We start from the raw sequence: 18,266 nt of genomic DNA, 5'->3' as shown, positions 1-18,266 counted from the left end.
CCTCGAGGTCCGGCGTTTTTTTGTATCAGTATTTGCACTAATCTCATTCACAATTTTCTCTTCCCCCCCAAAACGGCTAATATTTTTGACGATTGGCCACTGCTATTAGCTGCGGCGGGGCTGATTCACTATTCATGTCACTACATGTATATAGTATTATACAACAATCATTTATACAATTATTTTTCTGATTTTAAAAATTAAAATTATCGAAGCCGATGAAATTCAAAAATGCCCACTGCGGTAGACTAGCTCAGCAATAAAAACAGAATTATTCCTAACCTAAGCGGATAAAATCCCGTTTAAGGCCCAACCGCTCTTTCCCAATATGGCTATGAAACACTCCTTACCCCATGCCTTTTTCGGCTTACTTCTAATTTTGCTTACCGCAGGCCTGACAACTGCTCAGGCCCAGGCTCTTTATGTGAATGACGGAGCCCAAACCGGTGACGTGTACACCACCTCCGCCGGCAACGACGCCACCGGCAATGGCAGCACCACTGCTCCTTTTTCTACCGTGGCCAAGGCGCTGGCCAGCGCCAATGCCGCCACAACGACTATTTTTATTGATGCCGGCAGGTACTCCGAACGGGTGGTGCTCAACAAGAACATCAATCTGCAGGGCGTCGATACGGCCCGCACGGTGTTCGACGGCGGCTTGGTTCCCGGTGAGGAGCAGACCCGTGAAACCGGCATTTTCATTACGGCTACTGGCGGCACCCCAGCCAACCCTGTGACAATTGCCGACCTCAAAGTGCGGGCCTACGACTACGGTATTCAGTGCGACAACCAGAGCAACCACATCAACTTTCTCATTGAGGACGTAGCCACCACCGAAAACCGGCAGTTTGGAATTTATTGGAACGGCTACCCCAATTACACCGAGAACATCACCTTCCGGCGGGTACGGGCCACCAAAACGGCGCTGGACCCCAACACGCGCAACAACGGCGCCGGGCGCGGCCTGTTCTTGGTGAACGGCAGCAAACGCAATATTCTGATTGAGGATGGCGTGTTTGAGCAAAACCGCCGGGCCGGTATTGACATCAACGATGGCAGCGTCAGTGGGCTTATTATCCGCAACTGCCGCCTCGGCTTCAACCTGGGCCCAGCTATTGCTGTGCTGGGTGCCGCGGGCCTGCGCGACGCCAACGGCAACTTCACCACCCCCGCAGCCCTGATTGAGAATAATTTCGTGCGCAACAACGCCTCCAACGGATTGGAGCTGAAATCGTGCACGGGTACGGGCCGCAGCAGCGGGCCGGGCAGTCTGGTAGTGCGCGGCAACTATGTGGTCCGCACCATCGGGGCGCCCACCAACCTGGCTGAGGATAATGCGGGCATCGCCTTCATCGACCGGGACCGGAACATCATTGCCGTTGGCGGCGGCGTAACCGGTGACTTGAGGACCGGCGGCGCCTACATCAACAACAACATCGTGCGGGGCTACCTAGCCGATGCCTTCCGCACGTTTGTGAATATCAATGGCTTTGGCATCGTGCTGGAAGGTGGTAATAATAAGGTCTTCGGCAACGTAATAGCCCAGTGCCAGCGCGGCGTACAGGTGCAGGACCGCCCGGCCAATGGCTCCACCTCGACGCCCTTTTTCGATATTGACCGCAATGCTTCGCTGATTTCCAGCGCCGACAGCATCCGCAACAACCGACTGGACTCGTGCGCAACCGCCGTGCGGGCCGTAAACCTGACCAATGTGCTGAATGCCTCCGTCAACTGGTTGGGCTCGGCTCAGGTTGCGACGGTACGGGGGGCTAATGGGCAAAACGGCTTGGTCATCACGCTGGGCGGCCCCAGCACCAACTTCGCCCAGGTGTCGTCGTTGGCCGGTACGGGCCGTGTGGATTATTCGCCCTTCGTACACACTCGCACCGATGCCACCGACGCCAACGGGTTTCTCTGCGACATGAGCTACGTGCACGTGGATGGATTTAGCCCCAGCACTGGTACCGCAGGTCGCTTGCAGGAAGGTCTGACCGCCGTGAGTGAGGGCGGCACAGTGGAAGCTGTAGCTACCACCTACGCCGAAACGGCCACGATTGGCAAGAGCTTGCTGCTGACCAACGACGGAGCTACTACTTTACAAAACCTCGTGCTGAATGCGCCCGGCAAAACGGCCTCGTTGGGTGCGGCCTTCGACTTGTCGGGGCAGCTGACGCTGACCAACGGTCTGCTCAGCACTTCCTCTGGCCTACTGACGCTGACGGCCGAAGCCAGTGCTACGGCCGGCAATGCGGGTTCGTACGTAACTGGGCCGCTACGCAAGCTGGGCAACACCAGCTTTGTATTCCCGGTTGGCAAAGGCGGCGTGTGGGCCCGAATGGGCATTTCAGCCCCAGCTAGTACTACCTCAGCCTTCACCGCCGAATACTTTGCCGCCCCTTACCCTAACCAGACTCCTACTGAGCCACTGAAGAAAGTAAGCGCCGTAGAGTACTGGAACCTGGACCGGACCGGCTCTACGGACGCCGTCAGTGTGCAGCTATTCTGGGAAAACGGCAGCCGGAGCGGCATCGACGAATTTTCCAGCAACCTGCAAGTGGCCCGCTTCGACGGTGCTACTTGGGTAACCGAGGGCAATGGCAGCTTGAGCGGCTCTTTGGCGGCTGGCTCGGTAACGTCGGCTGCCCCCGTGGCCGCTATGGGGCCGTTTACTTTCGGTGCCGCCGAGCCGGTGCCGCTGCCCGTGGAGCTGCTCAGCTTCACGGCCCAGGAACGGCAGCCGGGCACGGTGGTGCTCGACTGGCGCACGGCTTCGGAAAAGAACAACAAAGGCTTTGCCGTGGAGCGCAGCCTGGATGCCCAGACCTGGCAGCAACTAGCCTTCGTGGCCGGCCGCGGTACCACGACGACGAGCAGCAGCTACTCGTATTCAGACCGGGAAACCAGTAACGCCACGCAACTCTATTACCGCCTGCGCCAGGTTGATGTAGACGGCAAAGTTTCTTACTCGCCGGTTGCCAACATCACCCGTGGCACTGCAGACGGCCGCGCCGTTACCGTAGCCCTGGCCCCTAACCCCGCCTCGGATTACACCACGGTCCACCTGTCGAGTCCGGCGACTGGGCCGCTGCAGGTCACCGTAACCGACCTGACGGGCCGCCTAGTGTTGGAACAGAAGCTGACTGACCCCACCAACTCCCAGCTACGCCTGCCCGCCACGCTACCCGCCGGTACTTATCTGGTGCAGGTCAACGGCACAGGTGTTTCAAGCAAAGCCCTACGCCTGATAAAGCAATAAGCAGCTTCGTATAATTGGCCTTTACCACAACGGGCCGCCTCCACTGGAGGCGGCCCGTTGTCGTTTTTAGCGGTGCCGCTACCGGCTCAGCGCATCAGCTCTACTCGTTCGATTCGGTCCCCGATTTCCAGCCGGCTAACTACGTCCATGCCGCTCACGACCTGGGCGAAGATGGTGTAGCGGCCGTCGAGGTGAGGTGTGGGCGCGTGGGTAATAAACCACTGGCAGCTCTCCGTGTCTTTGCCCGCCGAAGCCAGCCCTACGGCTCCTTCCCCGTAGCGCCGGTCGGCAAATTCGGAGCGCAGGTTGTAGTCGGAACTGCCCCACCCGTCGCCGCGGGGGCAGCCACCCTGGGCCACGAAGTTGGGTACCACCCGGTGAAAGTTTTTGCCATTGTAGAAGCCCTGCCGGATGAGGGCTACAAAGCTGGCTACTGAGCCCGGGGCCTCATTCACCAACAGCTGGAAAACCACTGGCCCCTTGCTGGTTTGAATCAGGGCCCGCTGCCCGACGGGAATATCCTGCACTAGGCCCCAATCAATAGGATGCGTGGCGGCGGTAGCCACGGGAAACGGGGCTGTGGGCTTGTTTTCGAGGTAATCTATGGTTTGCTGCAACGACTGCCAGGCTTCCAGGTCGCGGGGCAGCACCAACTTTTCGCGGGCCAGCTTCAGAAAGTCGGCGTTGGCAAACACCCGGCGCATGTCCAGCTTCGGGTCCCGGATGGCCTCGGCAGCCGTGCCTATCACCGCCACATCGCCGCTACGGATGGCGCGCTGCATAGCTAGGGCAAAACTGGACTGCTGCTCGGCCGGAAAGCTGGACTGCCGCCGCATAGATACCAAGGCCTCGATGCCATAGGTGCCAATCACGATGGGTTGCCCGGTAGTGGCAAATGTGGCTTGGCTTACGAAGTCATAGGCGGCTGGGTCTTCCCCTAGGGCTTTCAGCAGATAGCCTTTCTCATAGGGATTCGCCGAACTGACAAACCGCTCCTGTACGGCCGCCCGAATGGCATTTTGCTCGGGCCCACCCAGTTTGAGGGCCGTAGCCAACAACGTGGCGCGCGGACGCCAAGCCGTCAGCTTATTGGCTTTTTCCAGAAAAATCGAGCCCGGCTCCCCCGAGGCATGGGTTAGGAAAAACTCAGCCGCCGCCAACGCAACGTGCTCGTGCGGGTCAGTTAGGGCAGCCCAGGCCGATTCTTTCACGGGCGCGTACTGCGCCGCCGTCATAGCCCGCAGGGCGCTGATGCGCACCCGGTAATCGGGGTCGCGGCGGGCCAGGGTAGCCAGCACCGCAGGCACCGCTGCCGATTGATTGGCCTTGCTCAGGGCCGAAGTAGCGGCACTGCGCACGGCGTAAGCCGGGTCGGACTGGGCACTGCTGGCAAGGGCCGCAGCGTAGGAATTCAGGTTGAGGCCCCGGGTGCGGGCCAGGGCATTAGCGGCGGCCAGGCGGGCCCGGTACGGATTGGCCGGGTTGAGCAGCTGAATCAGCCGGCTCACGGCCGCCTCCGAAGTTACCCCGCGCAGGCCGGCCCGGTACAACCCCCAGGCCTGCCCGTTCAGCGTGGCCGTATCGGTACCGAGGGAGGCTGGCAGGCGGGCCAGGGTACCCAAACCCGCTGACGATATGCAGCGCCCGAGAGCTTCGAGGGCGTATTGGCGGGCCAGGGCGTCTTTTTCCTGCACTACTCGTTCCCGCAGGGCCCCTTCAGCCGTTGAGTCGCCGGTTTGGCCCAGAGCGTAAGCCGCCGCTACGCGCACGGCCGGCTCGGGGTCGGTGAGGCGGGCCGTGAGAGCCCCGACGGCCGCTTTGTCCTGCACCGAAGCCAGGGCCAGGGCCGCTTCGCGGCGGTAGAGCACCTCGGACCGGTCCAGAAACGGCAGTAGCGCGGCCGTTTGGCGCGCATCCTGGGCAGTGGCAATCTGCCGCAGGGTAGCATCGGTAAACTTATTGGGCTGCGTAGTGGCGGTGCGGGACGGGGTGGTGCAGGCCGCCAAGCCCGCTCCCCAACAACTCAGGACTACAGCAGTGCGGGCCAGCCGGCCCAGAGGTGAATGGTTCATGGTTGCCCAAAATAGCCAAATTCCGCGGGGTAATTGCCGGTTTTGCTCGGGAACCGCAAACTTCGTCCGCTCCGCAGCTTAGCCTTTTCAGGACGCCGCCAACGCGTGGCCAACTTCCTTCAGCAAGGCGTCGAGGCGCTGAAACAGGTCCTCGTTGCCGGTTTGGTGGTAGCCGGCCAGGGCCTGCGCGTAGCCGGTCTGGTCGTAGAGGAAAGCCTTGACATTGTCGGCGGTGAGGGACTCGAAGTGACGGCCGTAGCCGAGCTTTTCTACCTGAGCCGCGTTGAGAAACTGCTCAAACTGGGCCGGAATCGGGATGGCACAGATGGGCTTGTGCAGGTATACCGCCTCGCTAATCAGGGAGAAGCCGCCGTTGGTAATAACGGCCCGGGCGCTGGCCAAGTCCTCGATAAAGCCCTGCTCACTGAAAGCGCGCAGCTGCACGTTGCCGTGATTCTCCTCCTTATTGAAGCCATACACCCGGAACTCCTGCTGGGGCAACTGCTGCAACATGGGCACCAAATCTTTCTGGTTGGTGGCCGACTGATACACCAGCACGTGCGGGCCGGTGCTGGGCTTGGCGGCCAGGATTTCGGGCCGGATAATGGGCGGCACCAGGGTGGTATTCTCCCTGATAACAGGCAGTTGAAAAAAGGTCGTAATCAGGTAGTGCCGGCTGCGCGGGAGCTTGGCGCGCACAATCTGGCGGGCCAGATTCAGGTTGCCTCGCTCGGGCCGCGGCACCGCAATATCGAGCTGGGCACGACTGATAATCTGCATGTTGTCGATGCTAATGAGGGGCAAGCGGCGCCAGCGGGCAAAGAAGTAGCTGAACGACTCGAAGTCGGAAATGACCAAATCGGGCGTGAAGTCGCAGAGCAGCTCCCGGTACTTGGCGAAGTTGATGCGCAGGTTTTCCGGGGCCGTGCGCAAGGTCAGGGCCGCCGTGCGCGACTTCGACACCGTCAGGTTTTTGTAGGCCAGATGGAAGCCGCGGATTTCGTGGACCCGGCCGGGAAAGTTGGCCGATAATACCTGAAACGCCCGGGCGCTGCTGACCACGCACACGTTGTGGCCCTGGCTGAGTAGATGCCCGATAACGACCTTGCTGCGGGTTGCGTGGCCCAGTCCTTCGCCGGGAACGCCGTAGAGAATGTTCATGCCTGGTTTTTGCCTGCTGGTTATTCGCCAAATAACCGAAATGTCGGGCAGAGCTTAGCAGATTCCAGGCTGGGTTCTTTTCTTTGACCACCGCCGCGGCCTGGCGTCGTACTTTCGGCGTGGTTTTGGAGTTGCGCCTCCGCCGGTGCTCCCACCCTTTCTGCTTTCCCTTTCTTTTTGGTTATGACCCGATTCTCCTTTCTCCGCCCGGCCCAGGTTTTGCTGGCCGCGGCCACCTTGCTCACTACCGCCTGCTCGGCCCCGCGCCTGATGACCATGTCGGGCAAAGTCACGCCCAAAGGGGAATTCAAAGCCGGTGGCAACCTGGCCTTCAACGTGCCCACTTCCACGATTGGCAAAACGGGTTCGGCCGTCAGGGAGGCCGCCGAGCAACTGCTCACCCAGGACAAAGTGGACTACGGCACCTCGGGCGAGCTAATCGACAAGCTGCAGACGGCGGCCCTGGCCTACGCCCTCGACCCGGTACAGCCCTCCTCCGACCTCTACGTGCGCTACGGCGTGGCCAACCGGGTCGACGTGGGCTACAAATACGCCTTCGGCTCCCACGTTTTCGACGCCATGTACCAGTTTCTGGGCTCGACGGGCACACCCGAGCGGCCCGGCGCGGCGGCGGGCAGCATGTATGGCAGCATCGGGCTGCAGTTTGCTACCCAGCGCGCCAAACTGCCCGACCTGCCCTTCCTCGACAACATCAACGAACTGCTCCAGTTTACGGCCAACCGCAACGACCTGATGGTGCCGCTGGTGTTCAGCCACTCGTTTGGGCCGGAAGAACAAATCGGGGCCATTTCCTACGGCGTGGTGTACTCGCACACGTTTTTGCGCTACGGCTTCCAGCCCCGCAACATTTACAGCAACAACCAGCTGATTCCGAGCCTGCCCCTAGGCAAGCAGGATTTTTCGTCGTACGGCGCGTTTTTCAACGTGAAGCTGGGCTACCGCTACGCCTACGTGGTGCCGGCTCTGTCCGTCTACTACCAGAACTACGGGCAATATCAGTTGCTCAATAACAAGACCACCAAGCTCAGCGGCGTCACCTTTATTCCCTCCATCGGCGTGCAGTTCCGCATTCCGACGAAACGGGGCTAACTGCCGCTACCCCAGCCTTGCGCAGCCCGCTGGCCATGGTGGTCGGCGGGCTTTTTTGTGCCCGTTCTATACGAAGCTGAATTCGCAGACTGCTGACGAACTGACAAGGCAAGCCAGGGCTTTACCGCGTGCCGACTTTTTACTAACTTCCGCTCTTGGCTTTGGCTTTTTTCTTTCCGCATGCTCCATTTTTACCTCAATAATCAGCGTATCCGCACCGACCAGCCCGCAGGTAGCACCCTCCTGGATTTTGTGCGCTACCAGCAACACCTGAAAGGCACCAAAATAGGCTGCCGCGAGGGCGACTGTGGGGCCTGCACCGTGCTGGTGGGTGAACTGCAGCCCGACGGCAGTGTGCACTACCAGTCGATGACCTCCTGCCTAACTCCGCTGGGCAATGCGCAGGGCAAGCACGTCGTCACGGTGGAAGGCATCAATGCCGCGGCCGGCACGCTCACGCCGGTGCAGCAGACCATTGTGCAGGAAGGCGGCTCGCAGTGCGGCTTCTGCACCGTGGGCTTCGTGATGTCGCTCACCGGCCACAGCCTCAGCTCCAATCCCGCCACCGCCGAAACTGGCTTGGCTGCCATCGACGGCAATATCTGCCGCTGCACCGGCTACAAGTCCCTGGAGCGGGCCACGGCCCAGCTCACCGAGCAGCTGGCCGAGCGCCCCGCCACCAATGTGGTGGACTGGTTGAGCGAAAAGCAGTTTGTGCCAACGTATTTCAAGGACATTCCGGCCCGCCTTCAAGCCCTCAAAACCGAGCTCCGGCACGAGACCAACAACGGACAACTAACCACGAACAATCAACTCCTCGGCGGCGGCACCGACCTGCTGGTACAGCGCCCCGAGCACGTGCGGGCCGTACCGGTGCAGCTGCTCTACGACCAGCCCGATTTGCGCGGCATCCGCCAGGAGGCCGACGGCCGCGTGGTACTGGGCGCTGCTACTACCGCCGAAAACTTGCGTGCTTCCCCCCTGATGCAGGAGCTGTTTCCCGGCCTGCATGGCTACTTGAAGCTAGTCTCGTCCACGCCGATTCGTAACATGGGCACGGTGGCCGGCAACTTCATCAACGCCTCCCCCATCGGCGATTTGACCATCTTTTTCCTGGCCCTGAACGCCAGCGTCACGGTGGGAGCCCTGGGCCAGCCAAGCCGCAAAATTCCGTTGCGGGAACTTTACAGCGGCTACAAGACCCTGACCAAAGCGGCAAATGAGCAGGTACTGGAAATCAGCTTTGCTGCGCCCCAGCCCGACGACCTGTTCAACTTCGAGAAGGTATCCAAGCGCACCCACCTCGATATTGCCAGCGTCAACTCGGCCATGTGGCTGCGCGCTACCAACGGCTTTGCGCAGGAAGCCCGGGTGTCGGCGGGCGGCGTTGGGCCCACGCCCCTGCTGCTGGCTCGCACTTCGGCCTATCTGGCGGGCAAGGAAATCACGGCCGAAACCGTAACGGCCGCCAACGAAATTGCCCAAACCGAAATCAGCCCCATTAGCGACGCCCGGGGCACGGTGGAATACAAGCGCCTGCTGCTGCGCCAACTGCTGTTTGCCCACTTCCTGCAGTTCTTCCCCGAGCGCCTCAGCTTCCGCGAGCTGGTCTAATCAGCTGCTATTAGAACGTCATGTCGACGCAAGAAGACATCTCGCGGGCAATGGGTATTGTCATGCTTGACTGGGTGCCCGCTTGTCGAAGCATGACGGGCTGGTTTCCAGCATCAGCACGCAAGATTCTCCTTACGTCGACATGACCGACGATTTTTTAAAGCACTTCTGAAAAGTACGGCTTGGCAAAAGCCGGCTTTTCGTCCCGATACTTCTCCCATGAATCACCTCGACCCGGTGCGCCACGTGCGCGGCGAATCCCAATACCTGGATGATGTTCCGGTGCAGCAAGGCACCCTGTACGCGGCCGTGTTTGAGTCGCCACTGGCCCACGGCGTACTCAACGGCCTCGATTTGACCGAGGCCCTGAATGCGCCCGGCGTGTACCGCATCCTGACGGCGGCCGACATTCCCGGCGAAAACCAGATTGGCGGCATCGTGCCCGATGAGCCGCTCTTAGCCGAGGGCCACGTCCACTTCCGTGGGCAGCCCGTGGCACTGGTTTTGGCCGACACCGAACACCAGGCCCAGGCCGCCCTGGCCCTTATTCGCGTCGATATTGACCCGCTGCCCATCATCACCGACCCGCGCGTGGCGGCAGCCCAAGGTGAGCTGATTGTGCCGCCCCGCACCTTTAGCCTCGGCGACCCGGAAACTGTTTGGAGTCAGTGCGCCTATATTTTCGAGGGAGAAGCCGAATCCGGCGGGCAGGAACACCTCTACATCGAAACCCAGGGCGCCTACGCCTTCCCAACCGAAATGGGCGGGGTGCGCATCATTTCCTCGACCCAGGGCCCGACGGCCGTGCAGCGCCACACGGCCCACGTGCTGGGCATCGGCATGCACCAGGTGGAAGTCGATGTGACCCGCCTGGGTGGTGGCTTCGGCGGCAAGGAAGACCAGGCCACCCCCTGGGGCGCCTTGGCTGCCCTGGGTGCCTTTGTGGTGCGCCGGCCCGTGAAGCTCGTGCTCGACCGGATGGCCGACATGCGCATGACCGGCAAGCGCCATCCTTACAGCTCCGACTTCCGCATCGGCTTGGACGAAAACCTGCGGATTCTGGCCTACGAAGTCACGTTTTACCAGAACGCTGGGGCAGCGGCCGACTTGTCGCCGGCGGTACTGGAGCGGACGCTCTTTCACGCTACCAACGCCTATTTCGTGCCCAACGTGCGAGCCACGGCCTACAGCTGCCGCACCAATTTGCCGCCCAACACGGCCTTTCGGGGCTTTGGCGGGCCCCAGGGCATGTTCGTGATGGAGTCGGCCATAGTGAAGGCCGCCGAAACCCTGGGCGTGCCGGCCAGTGAAATTCAGCGCCGCAACCTGCTGCGCGAAAATGACCTGTTCTCCTACCGGCAACCGGCCGAAATGTGCAACGCCGAACTGGCCTGGGACACGGCCGCCAGGCTTTATGATTTGCCCAAGCTGCGCGCGGAAGTAGAGGCTTTCAACCAGCAGAATGAGCGCCTGAAAAAGGGCTTGTCGGTAATGCCCATCTGCTTCGGTATTTCCTTCACCAAAACGCCCATGAACCAGGCCCGGGCATTGGTGCACATCTACACCGATGGCTCGGTGGGCGTAAGTACCGGCGCGGTGGAAATGGGCCAGGGCGTCAACACCAAAATTGCCCAGGTGGCCGCCCAGACGCTGGGTATTTCTCCTTCCCGCGTCAAAGTGGAATCAACCAACACGACTCGGGTGGCCAACACCTCCCCATCGGCGGCCAGCGCCACGGCCGATTTGAATGGCAAGGCCACTCAGATGGCCTGCGAGGCTTTGCGTGAGCGGCTTTTGCGCCACGCGGTACTGGAATATACGCTCAACTACGAGGGCCTGGAAATCCGGGATGAGGAAGTGCTGGCCGCGGGTATTCCGGCCGATACGAACTGGGAAAAGCTGGTATCATCGGCGTATTGGAAACGGGTCAACCTGACCGAAAACGCCCACTACGCCACGCCCGACATTCATTTTGACCCGGTCACGAACCAGGGCTATCCGTTTGCCTACCACGTCTACGGCACGGCCTATACCACCGTCACCTTGGATTGCCTGCGCGGCACCTACACCTTCGACGCGCTGCGCGTCGTGCATGACTTTGGAGAGAGTATGCACCCGGCCATCGACCAGGGGCAGATTGAGGGCGGGGCGGTGCAGGGCATTGGCTGGATGACGATGGAGGAGCTGATTTACAACGAGGAAGGCCGCCTGCTCAGCAACTCGCTCAACAGCTACAAAATCCCAGATTTGTACTCGGTGCCCCAGCGCATCGACGTGCATTTCCTCGATACGCCGGGCCACCCGCGGGCCATTCTGCGCTCCAAGGCCGTGGGCGAGCCGCCCCTGATGTACGGCATCGGGGCGTACTTCGCGGTGCGCGACGCCATCAGCGCCTTCCGGCCCGGCCACCGGCCTGCCTTCTCTGCCCCGATTACACCGGAAAAAGCCTTGCTGAATCTGTACCCCAGCGGGGTTGCGGAGGAAGTGGTACGGCTGGCTCCTGGCACCACGGTAGCCTAAATAGTTACTCTAGCCAGTGCGGCTAGCCTTTGTGAAAAGGTGGGCGGCACTGGCTTCTACTTTCAAAAACGATTCGTGGAGCAGTTTTCCGCCACCCCTTCCCTCCCGCGCGACTTTCCGGTGTGGCAGCATGTGGCTGGCTGTTTGCACCGCCATGAGCCCGTAACCCTGCTCTGCGTGCTGAGCAGCTCTGGCAGCAGTCCTGGCCGCCAGGGCTTCAAGATGAGCGTATCGGCCGGCAGCATGGCGGGCTCCATTGGCGGCGGCATCATGGAGCATAAGTTTGTGGAGCTAGCCCGGGCCCGGATGTTGGAAGGACAAAACAAGCCGTTTATCCGCTCCCAGATTCACCGCAAGGAAGCCGCCGAGGACCGCTCCGGCATGATTTGCTCGGGCGAGCAGGTCTTGCTGGTTTACCCCGTGCAGCCCATGGATTTGCCGACCGTAGAAGCCGTGTTAGGCGCCCTGCGGCAGCTTCGGCGGGCTACGTTGCGCATCACGGCAACTGGTCTGACCTTGCAGGATGACGCTCTAGGCACCAACTTTTACTTCTACAGCCCTGGCCCCGACTGGCAGTACCACGAGCAGCTCGGATTCCGCGACGCGCTGACAATTGTGGGCGGCGGGCACGTAGCCCTGGCCTTATCGAGGGTGGCGGCCACGCTGGACTTCGAAATTACGGTACTCGATGACCGGGCCGGCCTGAATACTCACCAGCAAAACCCCTACGCCCACCACAAGCGCACGGTGCAATACGACACGCTGGCGGAGCAAGTAGCTCAGGGGCCGAACCAGTATGTAGTAATTATGACCTTCGGTTACCGGCCCGACGAGGTGGCCTTGCGCCAACTCCTGACCCATCAGGTCAAGTACCTGGGCCTGATGGGCAGCGGGGCCAAAATAAAAGAGCTGCTGGGCAGCCTGCGCGCGTCGGGTTACTCCGCAGCGGATCTGGACCACCTGCGTGCCCCCATTGGCCTTTCAATTCACAGCCGCACACCCGAGGAAATTGCCATCAGCGTAGCTGCTGAGCTGATTCAGGTGCGCAACGCGGGTAGTTGAAAAACAGGAACGTCCTGCTTTGGCTGGGTAAAGAGAACGTCCTGTCTTCTTGCGAAGCCAGGACGGCCTGACATTTTTAAGCGCTAACCAAGTAACTTTAGTTTCCGCTACTGGCTGGCGCCGTCGAGGTAGCCTTCGGTGAAGACGTGGTATTGGTCGAAGATGGAGCGCACGGAGCGGCGTAGCACCATTTCGCCCTGGGGTCCGGGCGGCACCGTCACGCCCGAAGCGTAACCGTTCCATACGGCCCGGTTGGTGCGGTTGTCGATGAGAGTTACCAGCAAGGTGCCTTCGGCCATAATCATGCGCACCGGCTGGTAGCCCTGGCGTACTTCTTTGGGCGTTTCGTCATCCTCTACCATGCCCGTGGTCATCCAGCGGGTCATGTCTTCCTGGGCGTAGCCGCGGAAGGACATGTCGCCTTCAAACAGCCGAAACATCACCAGCAGATCGGGGCGGCTGCGGGCCGGCTTGTAGCCCTGCACCCGCATACGCGTCCGGATGGCGTCGCGTAGTACCTCGCCCAGCTTGCTGGAATCGGCGGCCAGGCCCTGACCGGTAACGAACTCGTAGGTGCGGTAGCGCCGGAAATTGCCGGTATAACTATAATCAGACTCAATGCGCGCCTCACGCGCCGCAAAACAGCCAGAAAGAGCCAGGGCAAGCCCGAAAAGCAGAATAGAAGTCCGTTTCATGCGCAGCAAATCACTTGGGGAATGGTCTTTCTAAGATACGATATCCTAGACCCTTATGTATTGGTTTGCGCTCAAAAAACTCGCAAAAAATTTCATCAACCCGCTTACCGCGGCCTATAGCAACATTCCGACCCAGCAGTTGCACCCTACCGGTAGCCGGCGGCCTGCAGGGCAAAGAGCTCGGCGTAGCGGCCGTTGCGGGCCAGCAGGTCCTCATGGGAGCCGATTTCCACGAACTGCCCGTTCTCGATGACCAGAATCCGGTCGGCCATGCGCACGGTGCTAAAGCGGTGGGAAATGAGCACGGCGGTCTTGCCCTGGGTCAGGTCGGCGAAGCGCTGGAACACCTCGTGCTCAGCCCGGGCGTCGAGGGCAGCGGTGGGCTCATCCAGAATCAGCAGCTGGGCGTCGCGCATGTAGGCCCGGCCCAAAGCAATTTTCTGCCACTCGCCGCCACTCAGGTCCACCCCCCCGGCGAAGCGGCGACCTATCATCTGCTCGTAGCCGCCGGGCAGCTTCTTGATGACCGTATCGGCCAGGCTCTGGGCGGCAGCCGACTGAATCCGGTCCTGATTTTCCTTTTCCTCGATGCGGCCCACAGCCAGGTTTTGGCTGGCCGAGAGTTGAAAGCGCACAAAGTCCTGGAATATCACCCCGATTTCCTGACGCAGCTCGGCCGGGTCGTACTCGCGCAAATCGTGCCCATCGAGCAGGATGCGACCCTCGGTGGGGTCGTAGAGGCGGCTGAGCAACTTGACCAGCGTGGTTTTGCCAGCCCCGTTTTCACCCACCAGCGCCAGCTTCTCGCCGGCCCGCAAAGTGAAGTTCAGGTTGCGAATGGCCCACTTGCTCGAGCCCCGGTACTGAAAGCCCACGTTCTCAAACTCGAAGCCCAGGCGAATCGGGCGCGGAAAAGACCGCACCGTCTGGCCCTCGGCCCGCACGATGCGGGGCTGCAGGTGGAAAAAGTCGAAGAAGTCCTGCAGGTAGAGGGCACCTTCGGCCACGCTGCTAAACCGGCTCAGAATGCCTTCCAGCAAGCCCCGCATCCGGGCAAAGGAACCCGACAAAAACGTGAGCTGACCGATGGAAATATGCCCCGAATGGCCTGGGCAATGATATACAGATAGGCCGCGTAGTAGCCGGCCGCACCCACGGCGGCAAACAACGCGCCCCAGCCGGCCCGACGCACCACCAGGGTTTTATTCTTTTGGTAAAACTCATCCGACAAGGTCCGGAACCGCTCAATCAGGAAGCCCGAGAGCCCGAAAATCTTCACTTCCTTGGCCGTCTCGTCGGAGGCCCCGGTTTGGCGCAGGTAGTCGAGCTCTCGCCGCTCGGGCGTCCAGCTATGCACCAGCGAGTAGCTGCGCTCATTGAAGTGCGACTCGCCTAAAAACGCCGGCACCACCGCTACCAGCAGCAAGAGCAGCAGCCAGGGGTTGAAAGCGGCCAAACCCACGGCCAAAAACAGCATGGTGATGATGTCCTGGGCCTGGCTAAGTACCTGCGACATGAGCACGGTGCGGGACAGGGTTTGGCGGCGGGCCCGTTCGAGCTTGTCGTAGAATACGCTGTCCTCGAACTGGTCGAGGTCGAGCTGGGCGGCGTGCTCCATCAGGCGCACCGAGGAGCGGTTGGCAAACAGGTCGCCGAGCAGGGAGTCGAGCAGGGCCACGCCCCGGCCCAGCACGTCGGAGAGAATAGCCAAGCCGAACTCCAGGCCCACCAACCCGATGATGGGCGTGAAAGAGCCACCGGGCTGGCGCGAAAGGCCAATAATGGTATCCAGAATCAGGCGGGCCACATAGAGCATGGCCACCGGCAGAGCCGCCCGTAGCAGGCGCAGGGCAATGTTGCCCAGGGTTAGCGCCGGGCTAGTTTCCCAGATCAGGCGCAGAAACTCCGGCAGGTTTTTCAGGGCCGACACCCTTTCCCGCACGCTCAAAGCCGGCTTGCCGTCGGGCCGGGGCCGCTTGGCCGATATTTTCGCAAACTTTTTGGATAGCCAGGACATAGAAACGGGCTACGTCATACTTCGGGCCGGAGTTGAAGGGCGGCCGTTTTGGCAGGGGCAAACAAAGTGCCCGGCGCGGCTGGGATGAGCTAAGGTTAGGCGAAGCTATATCACCATGCCCTAGCAACTTCGGATAGCCGGGTTAGCAAAGCCTCATCCTGAGGCTTCGGAGCCTGACTTCATTATCCGGAGCATACGTATCGTCGCCTCTGAACTAGCAGTGCGCTTATCTTATCGGCTTGTATCCTGACCGTAGCCTTCTCCTGCCGCTTGGCCTAAAATGTCCGAACAATGGCCTAGGCTACGTTCGCTAAGTGAGGGATATTTGTGCACTCAATTACTGCGTATGCCCACTATCCTATTCCTTGTTCCCGACCAGTGCACCCTATTGGATTTGGCTGGACCAGTGCAGGTCTTCGAAGAAGCCCGGGCCCAGGGCGCGGACCTGCAGCTGGCCTATGCGCAGTATCAGCCCACACCCCGCAGCTCCGCCGGGCTGGCTTTTGCGGCGGTACCTCATTTCAGTACTGCAATGCTCGAAAAGGGAGACTTAGTCGTGGTGCCCGGCATTGCCGATGGTGCTTTGTCCTCGCTAGGAAATGCTGAAGATCAAGCGTTTTATACCTGGCTTCGGCGGCTGCCCGAGCGTGGGGTGGCCGTGTGCGCCGTGTGCTCAGGGGCCTTTGTGCTGGGCGCTGCGGGCTTACTGCAAGGCCGCACCTGCACCACGCACTGGCAGCACGTAGGCGCCCTGCAGCAGGCCTTTCCCGACAGTCGGGTGCTGGCGGACCGGCTGTTTGTGCACGACCGGGGCGTATACACCAGCGCGGGTATTGCAGCCGGTATCGACCTGGCGCTGGCGCTGCTGGAAGAGCGGTTCGGGCCCCTTTTGGCGTACAAGGTCAGCCGCCACTTAGTGCTGTACTACCGCCGCAACGGGGTGCACGGGCAGGTAAGCGTGTACCTCGACCACCGCAACCACCTGCACCCGGGCGTGCACCGGGCCCAGGACTATTTGCTCGACCACCTGGCCGAAAATCCGACCCTGGAAGTTTTGGCGGAAGTAGCCCACAGCAGTCCGCGCAATCTGACGCGCTTGTTTCGGCAGCACGCTGGGGTGAGCATCAATGAGTTTTCCACCAAAATCCGGACCGAGGCTGCCCGCACGCTCGTGGCTACTTCCAGCCTGACGCGCCAAGCCATTGCGGAGCGCTGCGGCTTCCGCAACCCCCGCCAGCTGCAACGCCTGCTGGCCCGCCCGACCTAAAGCCGGATTAGCTTTTACGCTTCCTACTCTTTGCCTGAAACTGCTCTAACCGAGGCGGACCAATATTTCCTTGTCTTTTGTATTTCACCTTTTACAATCCTAACTCGATGGCACAAACCCTTTTAAAGCAGGTGGCCGGCGTGCGCCTGCCCGATTCTACCCTGGCCCAGCAGGCCACCGAGCTGCTGCTGGAGCACGGCACCCAGTTTCTCTACAACCACTCCCTGCGGGTGTATGTGTACGGGGTGCTAAACGGAGAGCGGGCCCAAGTCAAGTTTGACCCGGAGCTGCTCTACATCAGCGCCGTTTTTCACGACCTGGGCCTGACCAAGCACTACTGCAGCAAGCACAAGCGCTTCGAAGTAGACGGCGCCGACGCGGCCCGCAGCTTTCTACAATCCCACGGTATTCCGGCCCACGACGCCCAGGTCGTCTGGGACGCCATTGCCCTGCACACCACCATCGGGGTGGCCGAGTGGAAAGAGCCTGAAGTTGCCTTGCTGTATTCGGGCGTGGGCCTGGATGTGATGGGCGACGGCTACGAACACCTGTCAGCTGAGCAGCGGGAGCAGGTGCTGGCGGCCTTCCCGCGCACGGGCTTCAAGGACAACATCCTGCAAACCTTCTTCGGCGGCTTTGCCCACAAGCCCGAAACGACCTTCGGCAACATCAAAGCCGACGTGGCCGAGCGCTTTATTCCGGGGTACAAAAGCCCGAATTTCTGTGAGCTGGTGCTCAACTCCCCCTGGAGCGAATAACCCCCAAAGAGTAAATAATTAAAGCCCCAACTTGGCAAAAGGCCGCCTTCGAAGCGTGCTAGCCCGGTTGGGTGCTTGTAGCTCAGTAAGTATGAACGTTGTTTCCGTAAATGTCGGGCAGCCACGGGCCGTCCAGTGGAAGGGCCGGACCATCGAGACCGGTATTTTTAAAGCGCCCGTCGCCAGCCCGGTGGCCGTACTGGCCGACCGGCTGGTGGGCGACGAGCAAGTAGACCGGCGCGTGCACGGTGGTCCCGACAAAGCCGTGTATGCCTACGACCTGGACCACTACGCGTTCTGGGAGGCGCAGCTACCCACCACCGCCCTGACGCCCGGTATTTTCGGCGAGAACCTGACGACCAGTGGCCTGCCGGACCACGCCGTGTGCCTGGGCGATACGTTTGCCGTGGGCACGGCCGTGCTGGTGGCCTTGCAGCCGCGCCTGCCCTGCGTCAAGCTTGGCTTGCGCTTCAACGACGAGCACTTTGTCAAGCAGTTTCAGGCAGCCCGGCGCAGCGGGATCTATTTTGGCGTGCGGCAGCCGGGCCAGCTGCAGGCCGGCGATGCGCTCATGCTCGTGGAGCGCACCGCGCCCGGCCTGACCATTCAGGCCATTACCGACCAGTTCTACCGCCCCGATAAGCAAGCCGACCAGTTGGCGGCCCTGCTGGCGCAGCCCTTGCTGCCGGCTTTCTTCCGGGAAAGCTTTCAGCGCATGCTCCAGGCCTGCTGAG

The 18,266-nt window shown here is 61.0% G+C and carries 11 protein-coding genes and 1 pseudogene; 8 read left to right on the top strand and 4 right to left on the bottom strand.

Features of this window, described 5'->3' with window-relative positions; translation table 11 throughout:
- Positions 1–334 precede the first annotated feature (334 nt).
- Positions 335–3,256, top strand: a complete 2,922-nt coding sequence (locus tag MUN80_RS10415) for a T9SS type A sorting domain-containing protein (RefSeq protein ID WP_244723336.1) — start codon at positions 335–337, stop codon at positions 3,254–3,256.
- An 86-nt stretch (positions 3,257–3,342) separates the two neighbouring features.
- Here MUN80_RS10415 and MUN80_RS10410 read toward each other — a convergent pair whose 3' ends face one another.
- Both MUN80_RS10410 and MUN80_RS10405 read right to left on the bottom strand, forming a co-directional pair.
- A complete protein-coding gene (locus MUN80_RS10410) occupies positions 3,343–5,328 on the bottom strand; it encodes a peptidylprolyl isomerase (protein WP_244723323.1) in 1,986 nt (661 codons plus the stop codon).
- Between the two features lie 87 nt (positions 5,329–5,415).
- Complete coding sequence (locus MUN80_RS10405) at positions 5,416–6,489, bottom strand: MJ1255/VC2487 family glycosyltransferase (protein WP_244723320.1); 1,074 nt, start codon at positions 6,487–6,489, stop codon at positions 5,416–5,418.
- A gap of 183 nt (positions 6,490–6,672) precedes the next feature.
- On the opposite strand from MUN80_RS10405, the gene MUN80_RS10400 reads away from it, so the two are divergent.
- The 4 genes from MUN80_RS10400 to MUN80_RS10385 all read left to right on the top strand — a co-directional run bounded on the left by MUN80_RS10400 (position 6,673) and on the right by MUN80_RS10385 (position 12,795).
- A complete protein-coding gene (locus MUN80_RS10400; protein ID WP_244723317.1) occupies positions 6,673–7,599 on the top strand; it encodes a hypothetical protein in 927 nt (308 codons plus the stop codon).
- A 180-nt stretch (positions 7,600–7,779) separates the two neighbouring features.
- A complete protein-coding gene (locus MUN80_RS10395) occupies positions 7,780–9,213 on the top strand; it encodes an FAD binding domain-containing protein (protein WP_244723314.1) in 1,434 nt (477 codons plus the stop codon).
- A gap of 219 nt (positions 9,214–9,432) precedes the next feature.
- The gene (locus tag MUN80_RS10390) at positions 9,433–11,733 is read left to right on the top strand and encodes a xanthine dehydrogenase molybdopterin binding subunit (RefSeq protein WP_244723312.1); all 2,301 of its coding nucleotides are present in this window, start codon (positions 9,433–9,435) and stop codon (positions 11,731–11,733) included.
- Positions 11,734–11,808: 75 nt separating this feature from the next.
- Positions 11,809–12,795 (top strand): XdhC family protein, encoded by a 987-nt coding sequence (locus MUN80_RS10385; RefSeq protein WP_244723310.1) that lies wholly within the window; start codon positions 11,809–11,811, stop codon positions 12,793–12,795.
- Between the two features lie 107 nt (positions 12,796–12,902).
- Here the strand turns inward: MUN80_RS10385 and MUN80_RS10380 are convergent, their stop codons facing one another.
- Together MUN80_RS10380 and MUN80_RS10375 are read right to left on the bottom strand one after the other, a co-directional pair.
- Complete coding sequence (locus MUN80_RS10380) at positions 12,903–13,490, bottom strand: DUF4136 domain-containing protein (protein WP_244723298.1); 588 nt, start codon at positions 13,488–13,490, stop codon at positions 12,903–12,905.
- Positions 13,491–13,636: 146 nt separating this feature from the next.
- Positions 13,637–15,507: pseudogene (locus MUN80_RS10375) on the bottom strand (ABC transporter ATP-binding protein).
- Positions 15,508–15,853: 346 nt separating this feature from the next.
- Between MUN80_RS10375 and MUN80_RS10370 the strand changes: the two are divergent.
- The 3 genes from MUN80_RS10370 (at position 15,854) to MUN80_RS10360 (ending at position 18,265) form a co-directional block, all read left to right on the top strand.
- Positions 15,854–16,774, top strand: a complete 921-nt coding sequence (locus MUN80_RS10370; protein ID WP_244723295.1) for a GlxA family transcriptional regulator — start codon at positions 15,854–15,856, stop codon at positions 16,772–16,774.
- Between the two features lie 107 nt (positions 16,775–16,881).
- Positions 16,882–17,532, top strand: coding sequence for an HD domain-containing protein (locus MUN80_RS10365; RefSeq protein WP_244723292.1), 651 nt, complete (start codon positions 16,882–16,884; stop codon positions 17,530–17,532).
- Positions 17,533–17,623: 91 nt separating this feature from the next.
- On the top strand, positions 17,624–18,265 hold the full coding sequence (locus MUN80_RS10360; RefSeq protein ID WP_244723289.1) for an MOSC domain-containing protein: 642 nt from the start codon (positions 17,624–17,626) through the stop codon (positions 18,263–18,265).
- Position 18,266 lies beyond the last annotated feature (1 nt).

It is taken from the genome of Hymenobacter cellulosivorans (assembly GCF_022919135.1).
In the GTDB taxonomy this organism is placed as follows: domain Bacteria; phylum Bacteroidota; class Bacteroidia; order Cytophagales; family Hymenobacteraceae; genus Hymenobacter; species Hymenobacter cellulosivorans.
The sequence above is the reverse complement of the archived record's forward strand: the minus strand, read 5'-3'. Positions and strand labels throughout refer to the sequence as shown.

Excerpts from the sequence above, each read along its gene's own strand:
- MUN80_RS10405 (WP_244723320.1), bottom strand. The coding sequence starts at position 6,489 with ATGAACATTCTCTACGGCGTTCCCGGCGAAGGACTGGGCCACGCAACC.
- MUN80_RS10360 (WP_244723289.1), top strand. The coding sequence starts at position 17,624 with ATGAACGTTGTTTCCGTAAATGTCGGGCAGCCACGGGCCGTCCAGTGG.
- MUN80_RS10400 (WP_244723317.1), top strand. The coding sequence starts at position 6,673 with ATGACCCGATTCTCCTTTCTCCGCCCGGCCCAGGTTTTGCTGGCCGCG.
- MUN80_RS10415 (WP_244723336.1), top strand. The coding sequence starts at position 335 with ATGAAACACTCCTTACCCCATGCCTTTTTCGGCTTACTTCTAATTTTG.
- MUN80_RS10370 (WP_244723295.1), top strand. The coding sequence starts at position 15,854 with ATGCCCACTATCCTATTCCTTGTTCCCGACCAGTGCACCCTATTGGAT.
- MUN80_RS10410 (WP_244723323.1), bottom strand. The coding sequence starts at position 5,328 with ATGAACCATTCACCTCTGGGCCGGCTGGCCCGCACTGCTGTAGTCCTG.
- MUN80_RS10380 (WP_244723298.1), bottom strand. The coding sequence starts at position 13,490 with ATGAAACGGACTTCTATTCTGCTTTTCGGGCTTGCCCTGGCTCTTTCT.
- MUN80_RS10365 (WP_244723292.1), top strand. The coding sequence starts at position 16,882 with ATGGCACAAACCCTTTTAAAGCAGGTGGCCGGCGTGCGCCTGCCCGAT.
- MUN80_RS10395 (WP_244723314.1), top strand. The coding sequence starts at position 7,780 with ATGCTCCATTTTTACCTCAATAATCAGCGTATCCGCACCGACCAGCCC.
- MUN80_RS10390 (WP_244723312.1), top strand. The coding sequence starts at position 9,433 with ATGAATCACCTCGACCCGGTGCGCCACGTGCGCGGCGAATCCCAATAC.